This is a genomic window from Proteus sp. G2669 (assembly GCF_009915245.1).
In the GTDB taxonomy this organism is placed as follows: domain Bacteria; phylum Pseudomonadota; class Gammaproteobacteria; order Enterobacterales; family Enterobacteriaceae; genus Proteus.
Genome location: NZ_JAABLX010000014.1, coordinates 1 through 23,282, shown reverse-complemented (window position 1 = coordinate 23,282; position 23,282 = coordinate 1). Strand labels below are relative to the sequence as shown.

The 23,282-nt window shown below is 41.1% G+C and carries 18 protein-coding genes, 1 rRNA gene and 1 riboswitch; of the genes, 10 read left to right on the top strand and 9 right to left on the bottom strand.

Features of this window, described 5'->3' with window-relative positions:
- The first annotated feature begins 106 nt into the window (after positions 1-106).
- The 3 genes from rpoC (at position 107) to GWI68_RS03595 (ending at position 7,021) form a co-directional block, all read left to right on the top strand.
- On the top strand, positions 107-4,333 hold the full coding sequence (gene rpoC / locus GWI68_RS03605; RefSeq protein ID WP_166539415.1) for a DNA-directed RNA polymerase subunit beta': 4,227 nt from the start codon (positions 107-109) through the stop codon (positions 4,331-4,333).
- 80 nt (positions 4,334-4,413) lie between these two features.
- Positions 4,414-5,769 carry a polysaccharide deacetylase family protein gene (locus tag GWI68_RS03600; protein ID WP_166539414.1) on the top strand — a complete coding sequence of 452 codons (1,356 nt, stop codon included), beginning with the start codon at positions 4,414-4,416 and terminating at the stop codon, positions 5,767-5,769.
- 190 nt (positions 5,770-5,959) lie between these two features.
- On the top strand, positions 5,960-7,021 hold the full coding sequence (locus GWI68_RS03595; RefSeq protein WP_166539413.1) for an Rpn family recombination-promoting nuclease/putative transposase: 1,062 nt from the start codon (positions 5,960-5,962) through the stop codon (positions 7,019-7,021).
- Positions 7,022-7,208: 187 nt separating this feature from the next.
- Here GWI68_RS03595 and thiH read toward each other — a convergent pair whose 3' ends face one another.
- The 7 genes from thiH to GWI68_RS03560 form a co-directional block, all read right to left on the bottom strand.
- A complete protein-coding gene (gene thiH / locus GWI68_RS03590) occupies positions 7,209-8,327 on the bottom strand; it encodes a 2-iminoacetate synthase ThiH (protein ID WP_109410153.1) in 1,119 nt (372 codons plus the stop codon).
- Positions 8,327-9,106, bottom strand: coding sequence for a thiazole synthase (locus GWI68_RS03585; protein WP_166539412.1), 780 nt, complete (start codon positions 9,104-9,106; stop codon positions 8,327-8,329). Before GWI68_RS03585 ends, thiH begins: the two co-directional genes overlap by 1 nt.
- Position 9,107: 1 nt before the next feature.
- Entirely contained in the window at positions 9,108-9,308 is a 201-nt protein-coding gene (thiS, locus tag GWI68_RS03580; protein ID WP_166539411.1) for a sulfur carrier protein ThiS, read from the bottom strand.
- On the bottom strand, positions 9,305-10,054 hold the full coding sequence (locus GWI68_RS03575) for a HesA/MoeB/ThiF family protein (protein ID WP_166539410.1): 750 nt from the start codon (positions 10,052-10,054) through the stop codon (positions 9,305-9,307). The genes thiS and GWI68_RS03575 overlap by 4 nt, the downstream gene beginning before the upstream one ends.
- On the bottom strand, positions 10,048-10,695 hold the full coding sequence (gene thiE, locus GWI68_RS03570) for a thiamine phosphate synthase (RefSeq protein ID WP_166539409.1): 648 nt from the start codon (positions 10,693-10,695) through the stop codon (positions 10,048-10,050). The genes GWI68_RS03575 and thiE overlap by 7 nt, the downstream gene beginning before the upstream one ends.
- Complete coding sequence (gene thiC, locus GWI68_RS03565) at positions 10,679-12,631, bottom strand: phosphomethylpyrimidine synthase ThiC (protein WP_166539408.1); 1,953 nt, start codon at positions 12,629-12,631, stop codon at positions 10,679-10,681. The genes thiE and thiC overlap by 17 nt, the downstream gene beginning before the upstream one ends.
- Positions 12,632-12,760: 129 nt before the next feature.
- Positions 12,761-12,883: riboswitch (TPP riboswitch) on the bottom strand.
- Positions 12,884-12,927: 44 nt separating this feature from the next.
- Positions 12,928-13,608, bottom strand: a complete 681-nt coding sequence (locus GWI68_RS03560; RefSeq protein WP_166539407.1) for an HAD family hydrolase — start codon at positions 13,606-13,608, stop codon at positions 12,928-12,930.
- Between the two features lie 146 nt (positions 13,609-13,754).
- Between GWI68_RS03560 and nudC the strand changes: the two genes are divergently transcribed.
- The 6 genes from nudC (at position 13,755) to GWI68_RS03530 (ending at position 18,198) form a co-directional block, all read left to right on the top strand.
- Positions 13,755-14,540: an NAD(+) diphosphatase gene (gene nudC, locus GWI68_RS03555; protein ID WP_109410146.1), complete on the top strand. Its 786-nt coding sequence runs from the start codon at positions 13,755-13,757 to the stop codon at positions 14,538-14,540.
- 88 nt (positions 14,541-14,628) lie between these two features.
- Positions 14,629-15,702, top strand: coding sequence for a uroporphyrinogen decarboxylase (hemE, locus tag GWI68_RS03550; protein ID WP_166539406.1), 1,074 nt, complete (start codon positions 14,629-14,631; stop codon positions 15,700-15,702).
- Positions 15,695-16,363, top strand: coding sequence for a deoxyribonuclease V (nfi, locus tag GWI68_RS03545; protein ID WP_166539405.1), 669 nt, complete (start codon positions 15,695-15,697; stop codon positions 16,361-16,363). Before hemE ends, nfi begins: the two co-directional genes overlap by 8 nt.
- Positions 16,364-16,437: 74 nt before the next feature.
- Complete coding sequence (locus GWI68_RS03540; RefSeq protein ID WP_072071056.1) at positions 16,438-17,028, top strand: YjaG family protein; 591 nt, start codon at positions 16,438-16,440, stop codon at positions 17,026-17,028.
- Between the two features lie 190 nt (positions 17,029-17,218).
- On the top strand, positions 17,219-17,491 hold the full coding sequence (locus GWI68_RS03535) for an HU family DNA-binding protein (protein ID WP_004246922.1): 273 nt from the start codon (positions 17,219-17,221) through the stop codon (positions 17,489-17,491).
- 44 nt (positions 17,492-17,535) lie between these two features.
- A complete protein-coding gene (locus GWI68_RS03530; protein ID WP_227336124.1) occupies positions 17,536-18,198 on the top strand; it encodes a DUF1481 domain-containing protein in 663 nt (220 codons plus the stop codon).
- Positions 18,199-18,225: 27 nt separating this feature from the next.
- Here the strand turns inward: GWI68_RS03530 and purD are convergent, their stop codons facing one another.
- Both purD and purH read right to left on the bottom strand, forming a co-directional pair.
- On the bottom strand, positions 18,226-19,515 hold the full coding sequence (gene purD / locus GWI68_RS03525; protein WP_166539404.1) for a phosphoribosylamine--glycine ligase: 1,290 nt from the start codon (positions 19,513-19,515) through the stop codon (positions 18,226-18,228).
- Between the two features lie 12 nt (positions 19,516-19,527).
- On the bottom strand, positions 19,528-21,117 hold the full coding sequence (gene purH, locus GWI68_RS03520; protein WP_166539403.1) for a bifunctional phosphoribosylaminoimidazolecarboxamide formyltransferase/IMP cyclohydrolase: 1,590 nt from the start codon (positions 21,115-21,117) through the stop codon (positions 19,528-19,530).
- Positions 21,118-21,734: 617 nt separating this feature from the next.
- Between purH and GWI68_RS03515 the strand changes: the two genes are divergently transcribed.
- Positions 21,735-23,277 (top strand): 16S ribosomal RNA (locus GWI68_RS03515).
- Positions 23,278-23,282 lie beyond the last annotated feature (5 nt).

Here is a 23,282-nt window from a genome sequence, read left to right as displayed (position 1 = left end):
AGACTGCTAGAAATGGCAGTCTGTCAAACAGTGACTACACTGGTTTAAAGGGGTGAATGACAGGGGTCATTTGCCTGGCAGGTCTAACTCCGACAGGAGCCATTTCGTGAAAGACTTATTAAAGTTTCTGAAAGCGCAAACCAAGACCGAAGAGTTTGATGCGATCAAAATTGCTCTGGCATCACCTGATATGATCCGTTCATGGTCATTTGGTGAAGTTAAAAAGCCAGAAACAATTAACTACCGTACGTTCAAACCAGAACGTGACGGTCTTTTCTGTGCCCGTATTTTCGGACCAGTAAAAGATTACGAATGTTTGTGTGGTAAATACAAACGTTTAAAACACCGTGGTGTTATCTGTGAGAAGTGTGGCGTTGAAGTTACACAAACTAAAGTTCGTCGTGAACGTATGGGTCACATCGAATTAGCTTCTCCAGTTGCTCACATTTGGTTCTTGAAATCACTGCCGTCCCGTATCGGTCTGCTGCTGGATATGCCACTGCGCGATATTGAACGTGTACTGTATTTTGAATCTTACGTTGTTGTTGAAGGCGGGATGACCAGCCTTGAGCGCGGACAAATCTTAACAGAAGAGCAATATCTTGATGCATTAGAAGAGTTCGGTGACGAATTTGATGCGAAGATGGGTGCAGAAGCTGTTCAGAACCTGCTACAGAGCATGGATCTGGAACAAGAGTGTGAAACGCTGCGCGAAGAGTTAAATGAAACTAACTCTGAAACCAAACGTAAGAAACTGACTAAACGTATCAAGTTACTTGAAGCATTCATGCAATCAGGCAATAAACCTGAGTGGATGATCTTAACTGTACTGCCTGTGTTACCACCAGACTTACGTCCACTGGTTCCACTTGATGGCGGTCGTTTTGCGACATCTGACCTGAACGATTTATATCGTCGTGTGATCAACCGTAACAACCGTTTAAAACGCCTGCTCGATTTAGCAGCTCCAGACATTATCGTACGTAACGAAAAACGTATGTTACAAGAGTCTGTGGATGCGTTATTAGATAACGGTCGTCGTGGTCGTGCGATTACAGGTTCTAACAAACGTCCTCTGAAATCTTTGGCTGATATGATCAAAGGTAAACAAGGTCGTTTCCGTCAAAACCTGTTAGGTAAACGTGTTGACTATTCTGGTCGTTCTGTAATCACCGTTGGTCCATACTTGCGTCTGCATCAGTGTGGTCTACCGAAGAAAATGGCTCTTGAGTTATTCAAACCATTTATTTACGGAAAACTGGAAACCCGTGGTTTAGCGACAACAATCAAAGCCGCTAAAAAAATGGTTGAGCGCGAAGAAGCGGTTGTTTGGGATATCTTAGATGAAGTTATCCGCGAACACCCAGTAATGCTAAACCGTGCACCAACACTTCACCGTTTAGGTATTCAGGCATTTGAACCAATCCTTATCGAAGGTAAAGCTATTCAGTTACACCCACTCGTTTGTGCGGCATACAACGCCGACTTCGATGGTGACCAAATGGCGGTTCACGTACCATTGACATTAGAAGCACAGTTAGAAGCTCGTGCGCTGATGATGTCAACAAATAACATCCTGTCTCCAGCAAGTGGTGACCCAATCATCGTTCCTTCACAGGACGTTGTATTAGGTCTTTACTACATGACTCGTGACTGCATCAATGCCAAAGGTGAAGGCATGGTGCTAAGTGGTCCTAAAGAAGCTGAACGCGTTTATCGCGCTGGTTTAGCCTCTTTACACGCACGCGTTAAAGTACGTATCACTGAAGAGATCAAAGATGGCGAAGGTAATATCACTACTGAAACTAGCTTAAAAGACACAACTGTCGGCCGAGCTATTTTATGGATGATCGTACCAAGAGGCCTACCTTACGCGCTGGTTAACCAACCATTAGGTAAAAAAGCAATTTCTAAAATGCTCAATACCTGTTATCGCGTATTAGGTTTGAAACCGACCGTTATTTTTGCTGACCAAATCATGTATACCGGTTTTGCTTACGCAGCACGTTCAGGTGCTTCAGTAGGTATCGATGACATGGTTATCCCTGCTAAAAAAGCAGAGATCATTGCAGAAGCAGAAGCAGAAGTTGCAGAAATTCAGGAACAGTTCCAATCCGGTCTGGTAACAGCGGGCGAACGTTATAACAAAGTTATCGATATTTGGGCTGCGGCGAATGAGCGCGTAGCAAAAGCGATGATGGAAAACCTGTCTACTGAAACCGTTATTAACCGTAATGGTGAAGAAGAACAACAAGTATCTTTCAACAGCATCTTTATGATGGCTGACTCCGGTGCTCGTGGTTCTGCAGCTCAGATCCGTCAGTTAGCAGGTATGCGTGGTCTGATGGCTAAGCCAGATGGCTCAATCATCGAGACACCAATCACAGCGAACTTCCGTGAAGGTCTGAACGTACTCCAGTACTTCATCTCAACCCACGGTGCTCGTAAAGGTCTTGCGGATACCGCACTGAAAACAGCAAACTCCGGTTACTTGACTCGTCGTTTAGTTGACGTTGCACAAGACTTAGTCGTAACAGAAGACGACTGTGGTACAACCGAAGGTGTTATGATGACTCCGGTTATCGAAGGTGGTGATGTTAAAGAGCCACTGCGTGAACGTGTATTAGGTCGTGTGGCTGCGGAAGATATTCTGAAACCAGGTACTGCCGATATTCTTGTTCCACGTAACACCCTGTTAAACGAAAAACTGTGTGACCTGTTAGAAGAAAACTCAGTTGACAGCGTGAAAGTACGTTCAGTTGTAACCTGTAACACAGACTTCGGTGTATGTGCTAAATGTTATGGTCGTGACCTTGCTCGTGGTCATATCATCAACAAAGGTGAAGCTATCGGTGTTATCGCGGCACAGTCAATCGGTGAACCAGGTACACAGTTAACGATGCGTACGTTCCACATCGGTGGTGCGGCATCTCGTGCGGCAGCAGAATCTAGCATTCAAGTACGTAATAAAGGTACTCTGAAGCTGTTCAATGCGAAATTCATTACCAATACTGCAGGTAAATTAGTTATCACTTCTCGTAACACTGAATTACGTTTAATTGACGAATTCGGTCGTACGAAAGAAAGCTACAAAGTGCCTTACGGTGCTCAATTAGCGAAAGGTGATGGCGAAGCGGTTAACGGTGGCGAAACTGTTGCTAACTGGGATCCACATACAATGCCAGTTGTGAGTGAAGTATCTGGTATCATTCGTTTTGCTGACATGGTTGATGGTCAAACTATCACACGTCAAACAGATGAATTAACAGGTCTTTCTTCACTGGTTGTTCTGGATTCAGCAGAGCGTACAGGTAGCGGTAAAGATTTACGTCCAGCATTGCGCATCACTGATGCACAAGGCAAAGATGTATTGATCCCGAATACTGATATGCCAGCACAGTACTTCCTGCCAGGTAAAGCAATTGTTCAGTTAGACGATGGCATTACAATTAACGCAGGTGACACTTTAGCGCGTATTCCACAAGAATCTGGCGGTACTAAAGATATCACCGGTGGTCTGCCACGTGTTGCTGACCTGTTTGAAGCTCGTCGTCCGAAAGAGCCTGCAATCCTTGCTGAAATCAGCGGTATTGTATCGTTCGGTAAAGAGACTAAAGGTAAACGTCGTCTAGTTATTTCTCCATTAGACGGTAGCGATGCATACGAAGAGATGATCCCTAAATGGCGTCAGCTTAACGTATTCGAGGGTGAGGTTGTGGAACGCGGTGATGTTATCTCCGATGGTCCAGAGTCACCACACGACATTCTGCGCTTACGTGGTGTTCACGCGGTTACTCGCTATATCACTAACGAAGTACAGGAAGTTTACCGTTTACAAGGCGTTAAGATTAACGATAAACACATCGAAGTTATCGTTCGTCAGATGCTACGTAAAGTCACCATTGCGAACGCAGGAAGCTCTGAGTTCCTCGAAGGTGAACAGGTTGAATACGCTCGCGTTAAAGTATCAAACCGTGTTCTGGAAGATGATGGTAAAGTACCAGCAACGTATGCTCGTGACCTGTTAGGTATCACGAAAGCATCTCTGGCAACTGAATCCTTCATCTCTGCTGCATCGTTCCAAGAAACAACTCGTGTTCTAACGGAAGCTGCGGTAGCGGGTAAACGTGATGAATTACGTGGCTTGAAAGAAAACGTTATTGTTGGTCGCTTGATCCCAGCTGGTACTGGATATGCGTATCACCAAGATCGTATGAAGCGTCGTCAATCACAACTGCCGACAGATGAAACTGAAACAACAATCAGTGCTGATGAAGCATCTGCTAACTTAGCAGAATTACTGAATGCTGGTTTTGGTGGATTAAAAGACTAAAATCTAATTTAGATTAGATTGAAATGCCCTCCATTGTGAGGGCATTTTTTGTTTCTGTTCTACAATAAGTAGGCGAAATGATGAGAATAATAACTAACGGATTGATTATCCTATTTTTTATTTTTACTGGTCTTGCTTTTGCAACCCCTTTAGAAAGGGAAATACCAACAGAAACACAATGGGATTTAGAAACTCCGACCACAACATTGATGCAGGTTCGTCAGCAAAAAACCTTATATACTTTTATTGGTAATAAATTAAGACCTGTTGCTGAGCTATATCCTAATCAGGGATTTTATGTTTCAGATGCGATAAATAATTACCATAAAATACAATTTGGAAATGCCCAAGGTTATTTGGAAGCTGGTTATTTAGAAGATGGTTATTTTGAAGATATTGCTTCTATTTCGGCTGATAAGAAAATACGTTTCTTATCAGATAGCACGAAGAAAACCGATTACCCTATCTATGAATATCTGATCACAACAAAAAATACCCCCATCTATAGTGATAAAGATATTGCTAGCCCACAAATAGCGACACTCTTATCCAATTTACGTTATCCCGTGCTATCACGCACAGTAAAAGAAGATACTAATGGAAGTGAAATCAATTGGTTTGAGGTCTCTTTAGGTGACCGCTTAGGTTATATTTCATCAAAGGATGTAAAACCTGATTTAGGGATACCGATACTTACTTATCACCATATTCTCAAAGTAACGGAAAATCATAATTTTCGTCATACATCAACAACAACATCATTAACTGCCTTTACAGAGCAGATGAATTATTTAAAAGAAGCCGGATATGAAACGCTTTCACTAAATCAAGTTGCAGGCTATCTAAATAAAAGTATTAATTTGCCGGGACGAGCTGTCGCGTTAACATTTGATGATGGTTTACAATCTGTTTATCGCTATGCCTATCCACTTTTAAAAGAAAATGGCCAGAGAGCAACATTATTTGTTATTTCATCACGTATAAAATCTAAAACGCCCAAATGGGCACCTAATTCATTACAGTTTATGAGTTGGCAGGCACTGAAATCAAGTCGAGATGTTTTTGATATTCAGTCACATTCTCATTTTTTACATCGTTTAGATAATAATAAAAAACCCATTATATTTAGTCGCCAATCTCATACTATCGTATTAGATTTACAGCGCTCCCAGCGTGTTTTACGATTATTAAACCCATATCAATACGCTTTTGCATATCCTTTTGGTGGTTATAACCAAAGAGCAATTAATGCAACTAAAGCATCAGGAATGACATTGGCAGTGACGACACGACAAGGAAAAGTACGTTTAGGTGATCCCCCTTATGCTTTAAAGCGGCTATATGCGTTGAGTACAGATCCTATTGAGAAATTTGCGAGGATGGTGGGTAATGATGAATATGAAGTGGTGAATGAGAATATTGTTGTTGATAAATAATTAAAAAGAAAATTTATAATATTAAAAAATACCTTTGATATTTATTGAAGGTATTTTTTATTTCTCTATTACGTATTCAGTTAAGATCAATAAATAACTTATATTTTTCAGATAATTATGATGATTTTTTAGTGATAAAAATTCATTTTTTTCTGTAAGCTGGCAATCCAAATTTAGCATGGAGCTAGTTATGAAAAAATCTATATCCATATCTTCTTATGATTCTGCATTTAAACGTTTTATGATGAATGTCAGTAATGCGAAAGACTTTTTCTTTGTCCATTTACCAGAGGACTTAAAAAGTCATTGTGATTTTTCAACGTTGCAATTACAAAATTCTTCTTTCATCGATATTAACTTACGTTCTCGTATGTCTGATATTTTGTATTTAGTGAAAACCAAAGAGGGTGATATTTCTATTTATTTACTGATAGAGCATCAATCTAGACCAGATAAAATGATAGCTTGGCGTATGATGAACTATGCGTTTTACACTATGAATCAACATTTACAGCAAGGTTATAAATCTTTACCTCTCGTTGTTCCCATTCTGTTTTATCATGGAAAGAAAAAACCTTATCCTTTTCCGGTTAATTGGATGTCATGCTTTCCGCTTACTTCACTTGCTAATAAACTTTATTCTAATAGTTTCTCTTTAATTGATTTGACTTCAATTGATGATGATATTTTGCTGACTCATAAAAAAGCAGCGGTAATGGAAATTGCAATGAAGCACGTTAATAGTTGTCATGATATTAATGAGATTGCAATACTTCTATCAAAAGCAATAAATCAGAAAAACTGCAGAGATGAAGACACGGTTGCTGTTGTAGAATATTTATTCTCAATTATGGATGCATCAGACTTTGAGTTCATTTTAAATAAGATAGTTGAACAAGTAGATAACCACAAAGAGGTGATTATGAATATAGCGTGGAGATTAGAAAATAAGGGATTTAATTTAGGTGTAAGTGAAGGGTTTGAAATAGGCAAAAATGAGGGGATCGAACTGGGCAAAAATCTAGGTCTTGAATTAGGTAAGAATGTAGGTATTGAAATAGGCTGGGCTAAAGGCATTGAGTTAGGTAAAACGGAAGGTATTGAGTTAGGTAAAACAGAAGGTATTGAAATCGGTAAAAAAATAGTACAAATAGAATTAGCTCAAAACTTATTAAAAGAGAACTTTGATCTTTTATTTATTGAGAAAATATCAGGTTTAAGTATTCAAGAACTTGAAGAATTAGCAGTGTAATAATTTAACTACCTATTCTATATAATATTAAATTAAAAACATTCTAATATATTGTTTTAATATTTTATTTTTCTTTAATTTTTTTAAATTTATTATATGTTACTTTTATTAAACTATTTAATAAAAACCGCCTTTATTATTTGTAATTAAATAAACTAAAGGCGGTTTTATATTATTTAAACTTTAATTAACGACCCAAGTAATTATCCCAGTCTTTCCATACGGGTTGTAATCCTCGCTCTTTTAATGCGTTAATCACATCATTAACATGGCGATTATCATTTGGAGAGAATTGTTCTAATTCTTCATGACTATCAGAATACCCGCCAGGTTGAGTTTTAGAACCTGCACTAATGTTATTTATCGCTAATGGTACTGTATTATCACGAAAATACGGAGATTCACGGGTTGATAGTGAAAGCTCAACATCAGGTGCCAAAATACGAAAAGCACAGATCAATTGAACTAACTCTGCTTCACTCATTACTGATGCGGGGCTTAGTCCACCAGCACAAGGGCGTAAACGGGGAAAAGAGATTGAATAACGACTTTTCCAATAGCGTTTTTGTAAAAATAAGAGATGTTCTGCCACCATATAACAATCGCTACGCCACTGGCTTGAAAGACCAATTAATGCACCTAAACCGATTTTATCAATTCCAGCTTGCCCTAATCTATCTGGCGTTTGTAATCGCCAATGGAAGTCCTGTTTTTTACCTTTTAGATGATGAAGCTGATAAGTGGGTTCATGATAGGTTTCTTGATAAACCATGACACCATCAATACCGAGTGTTTTTAACTCGGCATATTCTTCTGTTGCAAGGGGTTGAACTTCCATCATTAATGAACTGAAATTCTCTCGAATAAGGGGGATATATTGGCGAAAATAATCCATACCCACTTTTCTTTGATGCTCACCGGTTACTAATAGCAGGCTATCAAACCCTAATTGGCGGATGCTATTACATTCGGCAATGATCTCACTTTCATTTAATGTTTTACGTTTAATGGCATTGCTCATTGAGAAACCACAATAAGTACAGTCATTTGCACATAAATTAGAAAGGTAAAGTGGAACATACAACCCCACAACGTTGCCGAAACGTTGTCGCGTGAGTTGTTGAGCACGTTGAGCCATAGGCTCTAAGTAATGCCGACCCGCAGGCGAAATTAGCGCCATAAAATCATCAAGTGTAAGAATGTGGCGATTTAATGCGGCTTCAACATCCGCATTGGTTTTACTATTGAGTTTTAATGTAATGTCATCCCAGTCAAGTTGTTGCCAATAATCCGAAAATGTTTCCATTAGAATGCCCCCAAGTATTGGGTTAATGGACTGGAGGCTTGTGCTTGCATATTGACGACAGAAGCAGGTGTCGCAAGACCAGATTGTCGAGCAAGTTCACCAGCATCGAGCGCTGCTTTAAATGCTTGTGCCATTAAGATAGGATTTTTAGCAACAGCAATCGCGGTATTCACTAAAACTGCATCCGCACCTAATTCTAAAGCTTCAAGAGCATGGCTTGGTGCGCCAATGCCCGCGTCAACAACAACAGGAATAGAGGCTTGTTCGATGATAATTCGTAGGAAATCACGAGTCTGTAATCCTTGATTAGAGCCAATAGGAGAGCCTAAAGGCATCACAGCGGCACAGCCAATTTCTTCTAAACGACGACATAAAACAGGATCAGCACTGCAGTAGGGCAAAACAACAAAACCTTCTTTTACAAGAATGTCAGCAGCTTTAAGAGTTTCAATAGGATCAGGTAATAAATATTTAGTATCAGGATGAATTTCTAATTTAATCCAATGGGTACCAAAAGCTTCTTTGGCTAAACGAGCCGCAAAAACAGCTTCTTGTGCTGTTTTCGCACCGGATGTGTTAGGTAATAATTTTACCCCTAATGATTTAAGCGGTGCGATTAAATCATCATTACCATTTTTTAAATCCACACGCTTCATTGCCATCGTGACTAATTGGCTACCCGAAGCCTTAATGGCTTCTGTCATTAGTGTTGGTGTTGCAAATTTCCCTGTACCTGTAAAAAGTCTAGATGTGAATGTTGTATCAGCAATTTTTAACATATCAGCCCCCTGCAATTGCTTGGAAGAGAAGAATGGTATCGCCATCATTAATAAAATGTGTTTCCCAGTTGTCACGGGGAACAATGGTTTCATTGATGGCAAGTGCCACACCAATTGGTGGTTGCTCTAGCTGAATAAGGAGCTGACAAATAGTGACAGGCATATCCAGAAAATATTGTTCGTCATTTACGGTAATGTTCATGCTACCCCCCGACAAACAGGACATGTTTTTGATGGTGTTAAACGCAAAGTACTCCAATTTTGTTTTCTACCATCGAAAAGGCGTAGCTTTCCACTTAGAGAACTAGGTAAATCAGAGAGTAGCTTAATGGCTTCAAGTGCTTGAAGTGTACCAATAACACCTACGACAGGACCTAGAATTCCGGCTGTTCTGCAATTGCGTTGTGGTTCTGTTTCATCGGGATAGAGGCAGTGATAGCAACCATGCGTAAAAGGAGGTTCAAACACCATAAGCTGGCCACTAAACCCTACGGCACTACCACTAATAAGTGGAATTTGTTGTGCAACACAAGCACGATTAATCGCTTGGCGTGTGAGCATGTTATCTGTGCAATCTAAGACTAAATCGACCTCTTTAACTAATTTAAGTAATGAATCATCATCAATACGTTGTTTATAAGAAGTGACTTTTATATCTGGATTTAAAGCAAGCAAAGCTTGCTTTGCAATATCCGATTTTGCTTCAGGAATATCTTGAGTGCGATAAAGAATTTGGCGCTGTAGATTAGAAACGTGCAACTTATCATCATCAACTAAAATAAGCTCACCAATACCTGCCCCAGCAAGATAAAGTGATGCGGGAGAGCCTAATCCACCAAGTCCAACAATCAGTACTCTTGCTTGTTGAAGTTTGTTTTGACCCTCTAGGCCAATATCTTCTAACATCACTTGTCGGCTATAACGCATAAAATCATTATCATTTAGCATGACGATTTTCCTTCAACTAATTCTAATAATTTACGCGTTACTTTTTGCCAATCAGATGCTTTTGTTATTGCACTGACTAAAGCAACACTCCCGACGCCTGTTGCAATCACATCAGATACTCTCTCTAGCGAGATCCCACCAATAGCAACAGTGGGAAAATCAGGTGTCTGTTCTACTTGATGTTTGAGTGCCTTCAAACCTTGTGGTTTAGATGGCATATCTTTCGTTGTAGTTGGAAATATATGCCCTAATGCGATGTAAGATGGGCGTAACGCCTTTGCTCTTTGTAATTCCATTTGATCGTGAGTGGAAACACCCAGTCGTAATCCTGCTTGTTTAATTGCATCAAGATCAGCAATATCGAGATCTTCTTGACCAAGATGAACACCATAAGCCTGATGTTTAATGGCGAGTTGCCAATAATCATTGATAAACAGTCTTGCGTGGTACTGTTTTCCTAGCCTTATTGCTTCGATGATCTCTTGTTCAATATCTTCTGGTTGTTTATCTTTTATACGTAATTGAAGTGTGGTAACGCCTATTTTCAATAGGCGTTCTATCCATTCAATAGAATCAACAACAGGGTAAAGTCCAAGTTTTTTTTCTGTTGATGCAAAAGGTGTATTAGAGGATCTGTTCATTTTCAGTCACCTCAACACGAGTGATTTCGGCACTGTGGTATAGCTCATTCCCATGCTCTTTAAAGGCTTGAGACATTTGTTCCATACCTGCCGCATAATCACGTACTTCTTGTGTTATCTTCATTGAACAGAATTTAGGACCACACATTGAGCAAAAGTGAGCCACTTTACCTGATGCTTGAGGAAGGGTTTCATCGTGATATTGGCGTGCGGTTTCAGGATCAAGCGCTAAATTAAATTGATCTTCCCATCTAAATTCAAAACGCGCTTTCGACATAGCATTATCACGGATTTGAGCGCCGGGATGTCCTTTGGCTAAATCGGCAGCATGAGCCGCAATTTTATAAGTAATTAAGCCTTGTTTTACATCGTCTTTATTTGGTAAGCCGAGGTGTTCTTTCGGAGTGACATAACAGAGCATTGCACAACCAAACCAGCCAATCATTGCCGCACCGATCCCTGAGGTAAAATGATCGTAACCCGGTGCAATATCTGTTGTAAGAGGGCCTAATGTATAAAAGGGCGCTTCATGACAATGCTCTAACTCTTCTGTCATATTACGGCGTATCATCTGCATTGGAACGTGACCTGGGCCTTCAATCATGACTTGCACGTCATATTCCCATGCAATTTTTGTCAGTTCACCTAGAGTATGTAATTCAGAGAATTGTGCTTCATCATTAGCATCTTGAATTGAACCCGGTCTTAGCCCATCGCCCAGTGAAAGGGAAACATCATAAGCGGTACAAATTTCACAGATTTCACGGAAATGTTCGTAGAGGAAATTCTCTTTATGATGTGATAAACACCATTTCGCCATTATCGAACCGCCACGAGACACAATACCCGTTAGGCGTTTTGCCGTCATTGGCACATAACGTAACAATACGCCTGCATGAATAGTGAAGTAATCAACACCTTGCTCTGCTTGTTCAAGCAAGGTATCTCGGAACATTTCCCAAGTGAGATCTTCAGCAATACCGTTAACTTTCTCGAGTGCTTGATAAATTGGAACTGTGCCGATAGGAACGGGGCTGTTACGAATGATCCACTCACGTGTTTCATGAATATAACGGCCTGTTGAGAGATCCATTACGGTATCCGCTCCCCAGCGTGTAGACCAAATCAGTTTTTCAACTTCTTCCTCAATGGAGGAGGTTACAGAGGAGTTTCCGATATTGGCATTCACTTTCACTAAGAAATTTCGCCCAATAATCATTGGCTCTGATTCAGGGTGATTGATATTGGCAGGAATGATAGCTCGACCAGCAGCAACTTCTTGGCGTACAAACTCAGGGGTAATATTGTCAGGGAGATGCGCACCAAAGCTGAATCCTGCATGTTGTTGACGTAATACTTCGCTTCGAATACGTTCACGCCCCATATTTTCACGAATAGCAATAAACTCCATTTCAGGTGTGATAATACCTTTTCGAGCATAATGCAATTGCGTCACGCTTTTACCCTGTAGGGCTTTTTTAGGATTAGGCTTTAACGGGAAACGTAGATGTTCTAATCCTGCATCAGAAAGACGTTGTTGTGTAAAATCAGAGCTTAAGAGTGAAAGCGCTTCAGTATCATTGCGCTCATCAATCCATGGTTGGCGTATTTTTTTTAATCCAAGATTAACGTCGAGTTGAGAAGCCGGATCGCCATAAGGGCCAGAAGTGTCATATACCGGAACAGGTTCATTATCTTCAAAAACAGGGGAATCTTTTGATCCTCCTACTAGCGTTTTATCAAGTTGGATCTCACGCATAGGGACTTGAATATCAGCACGTGATCCTTCGAGGTAAATGCGGTTTGAATTTGGGAAACTGACACCTTGAATGGTGCTGATAAATTCTTGAGCTGCATCACGCTGCTCTTTTCGTGGGCGCAGTTTGTTGTTTGTTGGTGAAATATCTTTAACGGATATAGTTTGATTTTGGGACATAGCATTTCCTAATAAATATCATGCAGGCTGTAGCCTGTCGGGTGAATATTGAGAAAAATGCTTGTCTGGAGGTCGCAGGGAGTATCGACAGATAGGCGTATAAAAAATATACGGATGAAGCTATCAAAAGGTCGAATCACTCTTGTTCCCTTCGCGGGTATTAACCCGATCAGGTTCCGCGGATCCCGAATTAACGGTCTCAGCCTGTGTTTATAATAGCCTTATAAACACTAGGCACTCCGACAAGAAGAAGTCCAGTATATGAAAGATTTTGAAAACTACAAGTCCAGCATGGGTTATTTATTTAAATTCCAATGTTGCTGTTCCCACGCTTTTTCATCCGAAACTTGAGTTAATTTTTTATCTGCATTAACTGCGATAACACGATCCGCTTGGTAACATAATGGAAGGTCATTAGATGAATCAGTATAGAAACAAACATAAAAACTATTAATGTTATTGGCTTCTTTCCATTGATTTAAACGCTCAACCTTTCCTTCTCGAAAGGTAGGAATACCTTCAATAAATCCAGTGTAATGATTGTCCTTAATTTGCATATCAATACCCATTGAAACATCCACATTGAGTTGTTTTGCAATAGCGTGAACGAGAAAGGACATTGTTGCTGAAATAATCATAACGGGAATATTTTGCTGCCGATATTGTGTAATTATTGATATTCCTTGTGGGTAAAGCAGAGGCTGAATTTTTGTTTCAGTAAAGTCATTAATCCAATGATTTATTTTATCTATATTATGATGCTTAAAATATGCTAGATATTGAAAAAGATATTGGTTTATATCCAGCTTTTCGGCGTAATAGTCTGCAATCATTTGTTCGTCTAGTTTTAGGAAATGAGGATCAGTGACTATTTTTTTATCCCATAAATAACGTGTCCATAAACGACTAGAATCACCCGCTAAAAGCGTTTCATCTAAATCAAAAATCGCAATTTTATTTTGGGTTTTATCAGTCATATTAGCATTCCTTTATTATAAATAAAATTTATGAAACCCCTTTTGAATGTTAATAAATTATAGAGAATAATCATAATACATTGAGAGGGTCTTACTAAAGAGAGTATCCTTAATTCTATATCATTATTTTGGATAGAATTATCATTATGCATTTATATACGTTAACGGGATCAGAGAAAGGCTGGTGGACAGTCAGCCTCGGTGGGCGAGTGTGGTTACCGAAAGGTGAACTCCCTTTTGGTTTTGCAAAGGATTGGGAGCTAGTTGGTCAACACGCCAAAATTGTTGGTGAATGGCAGGGTGAAACTGTTTGGCTTATTCATGGAAAAATGGATAACGATATGTGTTCGCCAAGGCTTATCGCCTCGCAAGATGAGAATTTATTTAAACTAGTGGGTCGTGGTGTTCAGTTAGCAGAGTTTTATCGTTCTCATCGTTTTTGTGGCTATTGTGGTTCTAAAATGCGCCATAGTGAGAGTGAATGGGCTTGTTTATGCGATAACTGTCATGAACGTTATTACCCACAGATTGCCCCTTGTATTATTGTGGGTATTCGTCATGAAGATAAAATTTTACTCGCACATCATGTTAGGCATAAGCATTCCCCTCTTTATACTGTGCTCGCTGGTTTTGTTGAGGTTGGTGAAACCTTAGAAGAGGCCGTCGCTCGCGAAGTATTTGAAGAAAGTAATATTCGTATTCGTAATATTCGCTACGTATCCTCTCAACCTTGGCCGTTCCCTCATTCTTTAATGATGGGGTTTTTGGCTGATTACGATGGAGGAGAGTTGCGCCATGATCCTTCTGAATTAACCAGTGCGGCTTGGTATCGTTACGATCAACTACCACAGATCCCACCTCCAGATACTATTGCGCGACGCTTAATAGAAGATACGATAGCGAATATTAGACAAGATAAAGAAAAGAACTAAATAAAGGCGTTGTCTGCCAACAGTTATTTTTCCAGCATGTTACAATACATACTATTTTGCGGCCCTATTACTGTTAATGGAGTTAGTCATGAGTGAGTTGAAAAACGACCGCTATTTACGTGCGCTGCTGCGCCAACCTGTTGATGTCACCCCAGTTTGGATGATGCGTCAGGCAGGCAGATATCTTCCTGAGTATAAGGAAACACGGGCACAGGCGGGGGATTTCATCTCATTGTGCAAAAATACAGAATTGGCATGTGAAGTGACATTACAGCCTTTAAGACGCTTTCCTTTAGATGCCGCTATTTTATTTTCTGATATTTTAACTATCCCTGATGCAATGGGGCTAGGCCTTTACTTTGAAACTGGTGAAGGACCTCGTTTTAAGTCCCCAATAAATAGCCTTGCCGATATTCAAAAACTGCCAATTCCTGATCCTGAAGACGAACTTGGCTATGTAATGAATGCAGTACGTGCAATTCGTCATGCATTGCAAGGCAGTGTGCCATTAATCGGTTTTTCGGGAAGCCCTTGGACACTGGCAACCTACATGGTGGAAGGTGGAAGTAGTAAGGCCTTCACAAAAATAAAAAAAATGATGTACGCAGAGCCACAAGCACTACATCTATTACTGGATAAACTCGCAGATAGCATTATCCTTTATTTGAATGCTCAAATTAAAGCGGGTGCACAATCCATCATGATCTTTGATACATGGGGTGGTGTACTAACAGGACGTGATTACCAACTTTTCTCATTACACTACATGCATAAGATTGTTGATGGTCTTATTCGCGAATACGATGGAAGAAAAGTTCCTGTAACCTTATTTACTAAAGGTGGCGGTCGTTGGCTAGAAGCAATGGCAGCAACAGGTTGTGATGCATTAGGGCTAGATTGGACGATTGATATCGAAGATGCACGTCGTCGAGTAGGGGATAAAGTAGCCTTACAAGGTAATATGGATCCTTCTATGCTGTATGCGCCACCAGCTAGAATAGAGCAAGAAGTCGAAACTATTCTTGCTGGGTTTGGTAAAGGCAACGGTCATGTCTTTAATCTTGGGCACGGTATTCATCAAGATGTTCCACCAGAGCATGCTGGTGCATTTATTGATGCGGTTCACCGTTTATCGAAGCCTTATCATCAGGATAATGATTAATACCTCACAATTGCGTCAGGAGCAGACAGAAAAAGCTCAACAAGTTATTTTGACAGACCAATTTACAATGCCTACTTATATTGCTGGTGCTGATGTTGGTTTTGAAGATGGTGGCGCAGTCACTCGCGCTGCCATCGTGATAATGCATTACCCTTCTTTTGAAATTCTTGAATACCAAATCGCGCGAATATCTACAACTCTTCCTTACATCCCTGGTTTACTTTCATTTCGAGAGTGCCCAGCATTACTGTCTGCTTGGCAATTAATTAAACAGAAACCTTCTCTTATTTTTGTCGATGGGCAAGGTATCGCTCATCCTAGAAGGCTGGGTGTTGCCAGCCATTTTGGTTTATTAGTAGACACGCCTACTATTGGCGTAGCAAAAAGTCGTTTATGTGGTACTGATCGGGCGGTCAATGAAGATATGGGAAGTCATGAGCCATTGATGGATAAGAATGAGCAAATAGGGTGGATTTATCGCAGTAAGAAAAAATGTAAACCCCTGTATATATCTCCGGGTCATAAAGTGAGTATGGAAGGTGCTTTGCAGTGGGTTGAGTTGTGTATGAAAGGGTATCGATTGCCAGAACCAACGCGTTGGGCTGATGGTATTGCTTCAAATAGGCGATTATTTGAGCAGTTGAATAAGAATAAGCTCTAAATGACCGGGAAATATGTGGATATTTTTAATTTTCAGGTAAACTGCGCCTAAGTTAAGAAAATGAGTAATCACGAATGTTGAAGAACCCAATCCATTTACGTTTAGAAAAGCTAGAGGCTTGGCAACACCTGACGTTTATGGCGTGCCTGTGTGAGCGAATGTATCCAAATTATCAGGTATTTTGTCGTGAAACAGGATTTGCTGATCCAACGCTTTATCGCCGTATTCTCGATCTGGTTTGGGAAACTTTAACGGTGAAAGATGCAAAAGTGAATTTTGATTCTCAATTAGAGAAGTTAGAAGAAGCTATTCCTGATGCATCTCAATTTGATATTTACGGCGTCTATCCAGCGATTGATGCCTGTGTCGCCTTGAGTGAAGTTGTTCACTCTCGTTTAAGCGGTGAATCGCTAAGTCATGCTATTGAAGTCAGCAAATTATCAGTAGGGACGGTTGCTTCACTTGAAATGACACAAGCAGAAAGAGAAATGAGCGAAGAAGAGCTAAGATCACTGCCTGTTGTTATTGAAGAATTCGATATCCAATGGGAAATTTACCGCCTACTTGTAGAGTGTGAAGAAAGAGATATCGAGCTGATTAAAGGTCTACGTGCAGACCTTCGTGAAGCAGGAATGAGCAATATCGGTATAGAATTAACGCACTAAATCAGAAAAACGTGATTTGGTGCTTGAAAAGCGACGTTTAAAGACTTCACATCACCCCCGTGTATGTTCTACATTGGGTACGAAAAGAAGTGGCTCAGGTGTTTTACTTAATTCATCTTCTTAAAAAGATAAGTTAAGTTTTTTCACCAGATGTTTTTCAAACGATAAAACATACTTTAAGGACTATTTTATGAACAAAGCTGAATTAACCGAATCAGTTGCTGAAAAAGCGGATCTGACAAAAACTCAGGCAAAAGCTGCTATTGAAGCGTTTATCGACTCAGTAACAGGAGCTCTGAAAGAAGGCGATTCTGTACAGTTAGTTGGTTTCGGTACATTCAAGGTAAATCACCGTGCTGAGCGTACTGGTCGTAACCCTCAAACTGGTAAAGAAATTAAAATTGCAGCAGCTAATGTTCCTGCATTTACTGCCGGTAAAGCACTGAAAGACGCAGTAAAATAATTCCTTTGAACGGAATGAACAATAGAGGGGGATTTACTCCCCTTTTGTTGAAACGACAGGGGCTGTTAGCAATAGGATCAGCTTTTTTGCTCAGCGCCTGCTCTTCGACAGTACAACTCCCTGAATTTTCTGCAACAGGGTACATTGCAGATGAAGGTGTTGTGCGACTATGGCGTTTAAATAATAAAACGTCAGAGCCTCAAGTGATCATGAGCGTTTATAGCTTTTATAAAAAGCCAGAAACTATCATCACATTCTATGAGTATCGCCAGAATAAGCTTTGGCAAGTCCGTTCTGAAGTGGTTAATCAAAATGATCCCTCATCTTGGCACCTTCGTTTAAATAAACGTGGTGAAGTCATTTTCATGCAACAGGAAAGTCAGAAGCAAAAACGAGCATTAACAGAAGATGAGCGTTTAAGAATGGTGTTTGCTGCAAGTAAAGAACGTGAAATCAGCGAAGCGCTGACTATTGGAAAAGTGAACTTAGTACAGGGTGTCTGGTATCAAAATACAATGACAACATGTGCTGGCGAGAAAGTGAGTGTTTCATTTGAAGGGCCAGAACAACGCTGGTTAAAAACGAGAACACGTAATCCAAGTAAACCTTCTTATGTTGCTTGGCTTGATTCACCAGAAGGTAAACAGTTGCTTATGGTAGCCGACCATGATTTCTGCAAATGGGAGCCAACAAAAGAGAGCTTGTGATCACTCCCTTCTGCTGTATTTAGTGACTTACTTCTTTAAACGCGCAATTGCACGATAACCAATATCATGACGATAAAAAGCGCCATTCCAATGAATACCTTCCGCTAAAGCATAAGCATTTTTTTGCGCTTGCTCGATATCATCACCTAATGCCGTCGCACATAGCACTCTTCCGCCAGCAGTGATAACTTCACCTTCATTATTCAGAGTTGTTCCTGCTTGAAATACTTTTCCGGTTTTGGACGATGTTGCTGTTAAGCCTTCGATAATATCCCCTTGGCGATAATCAGCAGGATAGCCGCCAGCCGCAATAACAATACCTAAAGCAGGACGAGGGTCCCAAACAGAATCTTTACCTTTTAAATTGCCTTTTGCTCCAGCTAAACAAAGCTCAACTAAGTCAGATTGCATACGCATCATAATAGGTTGAGTTTCTGGATCGCCAAAACGACAGTTAAATTCGATAACTTTTGCAACGCCTTGTTTATCAATCATCAGCCCAGCATAAAGAAAACCCTGATAACGATGACCTTCAGAAGCCATGCCTTTTACTGTTGGGTAAATGATTTTTTCCATTACTTGCTGGTGGATTTCATTAGTGACAACGGGGGCAGGCGAGTAAGCGCCCATCCCACCAGTATTAGGGCCAGTATCACCATCACCAACACGTTTATGATCTTGACTTGTTGCCATTGGAATAACGTGTTCACCATCAACCATGACGATAAAACTGGCTTCTTCACCATCAAGAAATTCTTCAATAACAATGCGATGCCCAGCATCTCCAAAGGCATTACCTGCTAGCATATTTTTTATAGCATTTTCAGCCTCAGATTGCGTCATTGCAACAATAACGCCTTTTCCTGCTGCTAAACCATCGGCTTTGATAACAATTGGTGCGCCTACTTTATTTAAATACTCTAGTGCAGGGGCTATTTCAGTGAAATTTTGATAATCCGCTGTTGGAATATTGTGGCGTGCTAAAAAATCTTTAGTGAAGGCTTTTGAGCCTTCTAACTGAGCTGCACCTTTTGTCGGGCCAAAAATAGTCAGCCCTGCATCTTTAAACGCATCAACAACACCAATAACAAGTGGTGCTTCCGGGCCAACAATGGTTAAATCAATTTTATTTTCTCGTGCGAATGTCAGTAATGACGGAATATCCGTTGCGCTAATTGCAACATTTTGCACACCTTTCTCTAATGCAGTTCCCGCATTACCTGGCGCAACAAAAACGTGTGTTGCAAGCGGGGATTGAACCGCTTTCCATGCTAAAGCGTGCTCACGACCGCCATTACCAATAATCAAAATCTTCATATCAATATCCTATTAATGACGGAAGTGACGCATATTGGTGAAAATCATTGCGATGTTGTGTTCATTGGCAGCGGCAATCACTTCATCATCACGAATTGAGCCACCAGGTTGAATAACACAAGTTACACCGGCAAGTGCTGCCGCATCAATGCCATCTCTGAATGGGAAGAATGCATCTGAAGCCATGGCGCAACCTGCAACTTCTAAACCTTCATCAGCAGCTTTTATACCTGCAATTTTTGCAGAATATACTCGGCTCATTTGTCCTGCACCAATACCGACTGTCATATCATTTTTAGCGTAAACAATGGCATTTGATTTTACAAATTTAGCCACTTTCCAGCAGAAGAGTGCATCTTTAAGTTCGCGTTCACTTGGTTGGCGTTGAGTAACTACTCTTAAGTTTTCTTCTTTAACCATGCCTAAATCACGATCTTGAACTAAAAGCCCACCGTTGACTCGTTTGAAGTCAAAAGCAGGTTTTGGCTCTTGCCATTGACCACAGGCTAATACACGAACATTTGGTTTTGTTTCTAAAATTGGTAGTGCATCTTCATTAATAGAAGGAGCAATGATCACTTCAACAAACTGGCGTTCGATGATCGCACTTGCTGTTTTTGCATCTAATGGACGATTGAATGCGATAATGCCACCAAATGCAGAGGTTGGATCAGTTTTAAATGCATTGTCATATGCTTGTTCGAGCGTGTTCGCAATTGCAACACCGCAAGGATTTGCATGTTTCACAATAACGCATGCAGGCTCGGAAAATGATTTCACACATTCTAATGCCGCATCAGTATCAGCAATGTTGTTATAAGAAAGCGCTTTGCCTTGTAATTGGTTTGCAGTGGCAATAGATGCTTCTTCTATATTCTCTTCTATATAGAAAGCAGCTTGCTGGTGCGCATTTTCGCCATAACGCATATCTTGTTTCTTTATATAGTTCAGATTCAAGGTACGAGGAAAAGTGCCTGATGGTTGTGAAGTATCACCATAATAAGGTGCAACTTTCTGACCGAAGTAGTTAGCAATCATTCCGTCATAAGCGGCTGTGTGTTCAAAGGCTTTAATCGCTAAATCAAAACGAGTATCTAACGTAAGACTGTTTTCGTGATTATCCATTTCTTCAATCACTCTTTCATAGTCATTACTATTTACTACAATCGTAACGTCTTTATGATTTTTCGCTGCTGAGCGAACCATTGTTGGTCCACCAATATCGATATTCTCTACAGCATCTGCTAATGAGCAATCTGGGCGAGCTACCGTTTTAGCGAAAGGATAAAGATTTACGACGACCATATCGATAGGACGAATTTCATGTTCTTCCATAATTGCATCGTCTTGTCCACGGCGACCTAAAATGCCACCATGTACTTTAGGGTGCAGCGTTTTTACCCTGCCATCCATCATTTCTGGGAAACCGGTATAATCGGAAACTTCGATAACAGGTAAGCCAGTTTCTGCTAATAGACGTGCAGTTCCACCTGTAGATAATAGTTCTACGTTTCTTTCAACAAGCGCTTTAGCAAATTCTAAAATACCTGCTTTATCAGACACACTTAAAAGCGCACGGCGGATAGGACGAAGATGTTGCATGAGTTTTATCCCTTGGGTTTGGTATAACGGTAGTAATGATGAAGTTAAATCACATTAATACAGTGAAATTGTGTTTGCTTAACTAACATTTCAGAAGATGGACACAAAATCAATCTTACTTAATAGGCCCTCATAATAACGCAAACGATTGCGTTTGACATGCTAATTTTATGTAAAAAGGACATCTGTGGATAAAATTGTTGATAAGTGCGTATAACTAGGGGTTTTGCTGTGGAATTAAGCAAACGATTTTTTTTCTTAAAAAAACTATTGCCAGCCTCAGAAAACTCCCTATAATGCGTCCTCGTTGTCACGGCAAACCACGCTAAGTGAGTTAGCCGAGAGAACAAAGAAAAAAAGTGAAAAGCCTTGAAAATAAACGCTTGACACTGAATGAGGAAGATGTAGAATGCACCTCCTCGCAACAACGCAGAAGACCGGAAACGGCAGCAAATGTTGCACTGCTCTTTAACAAATTATCAGACAATCTGTGTGGGCACTCGCAGAGACGATATCTTCTAAAATATTAGATGTATCAAGTCTTGAAGAGTGAACAACAAAAGTAAATTCATTTATGAATAGCTAAGTTTTCGATTTCTTTGAGCATCAAACACTTTTAATTGAAGAGTTTGATCATGGCTCAGATTGAACGCTGGCGGCAGGCCTAACACATGCAAGTCGAGCGGTAACAGGAGAAAGCTTGCTTTCTTGCTGACGAGCGGCGGACGGGTGAGTAATGTATGGGGATCTGCCCGATAGAGGGGGATAACTACTGGAAACGGTGGCTAATACCGCATGACGTCTACGGACCAAAGCAGGGGCTCTTCGGACCTTGCGCTATCGGATGAACCCATATGGGATTAGCTAGTAGGTGAGGTAATGGCTCACCTAGGCGACGATCTCTAGCTGGTCTGAGAGGATGATCAGCCACACTGGGACTGAGACACGGCCCAGACTCCTACGGGAGGCAGCAGTGGGGAATATTGCACAATGGGCGCAAGCCTGATGCAGCCATGCCGCGTGTATGAAGAAGGCCTTAGGGTTGTAAAGTACTTTCAGCGGGGAGGAAGGTGATAAAGTTAATACCTTTATCAATTGACGTTACCCGCAGAAGAAGCACCGGCTAACTCCGTGCCAGCAGCCGCGGTAATACGGAGGGTGCAAGCGTTAATCGGAATTACTGGGCGTAAAGCGCACGCAGGCGGTCAATTAAGTCAGATGTGAAAGCCCCGAGCTTAACTTGGGAATTGCATCTGAAACTGGTTGGCTAGAGTCTTGTAGAGGGGGGTAGAATTCCATGTGTAGCGGTGAAATGCGTAGAGATGTGGAGGAATACCGGTGGCGAAGGCGGCCCCCTGGACAAAGACTGACGCTCAGGTGCGAAAGCGTGGGGAGCAAACAGGATTAGATACCCTGGTAGTCCACGCTGTAAACGATGTCGATTTAGAGGTTGTGGTCTTGAACCGTGGCTTCTGGAGCTAACGCGTTAAATCGACCGCCTGGGGAGTACGGCCGCAAGGTTAAAACTCAAATGAATTGACGGGGGCCCGCACAAGCGGTGGAGCATGTGGTTTAATTCGATGCAACGCGAAGAACCTTACCTACTCTTGACATCCAGAGAATCCTTTAGAGATAGAGGAGTGCCTTCGGGAACTCTGAGACAGGTGCTGCATGGCTGTCGTCAGCTCGTGTTGTGAAATGTTGGGTTAAGTCCCGCAACGAGCGCAACCCTTATCCTTTGTTGCCAGCGCGTGATGGCGGGAACTCAAAGGAGACTGCCGGTGATAAACCGGAGGAAGGTGGGGATGACGTCAAGTCATCATGGCCCTTACGAGTAGGGCTACACACGTGCTACAATGGCAGATACAAAGAGAAGCGACCTCGCGAGAGCAAGCGGAACTCATAAAGTCTGTCGTAGTCCGGATTGGAGTCTGCAACTCGACTCCATGAAGTCGGAATCGCTAGTAATCGTAGATCAGAATGCTACGGTGAATACGTTCCCGGGCCTTGTACACACCGCCCGTCACACCATGGGAGTGGGTTGCAAAAGAAGTAGGTAGCTTAACCTTCGGGAGGGCGCTTACCACTTTGTGATTCATGACTGGGGTGAAGTCGTAACAAGGTAACCGTAGGGGAACCTGCGGTTGGATCACCTCCTTACCTAA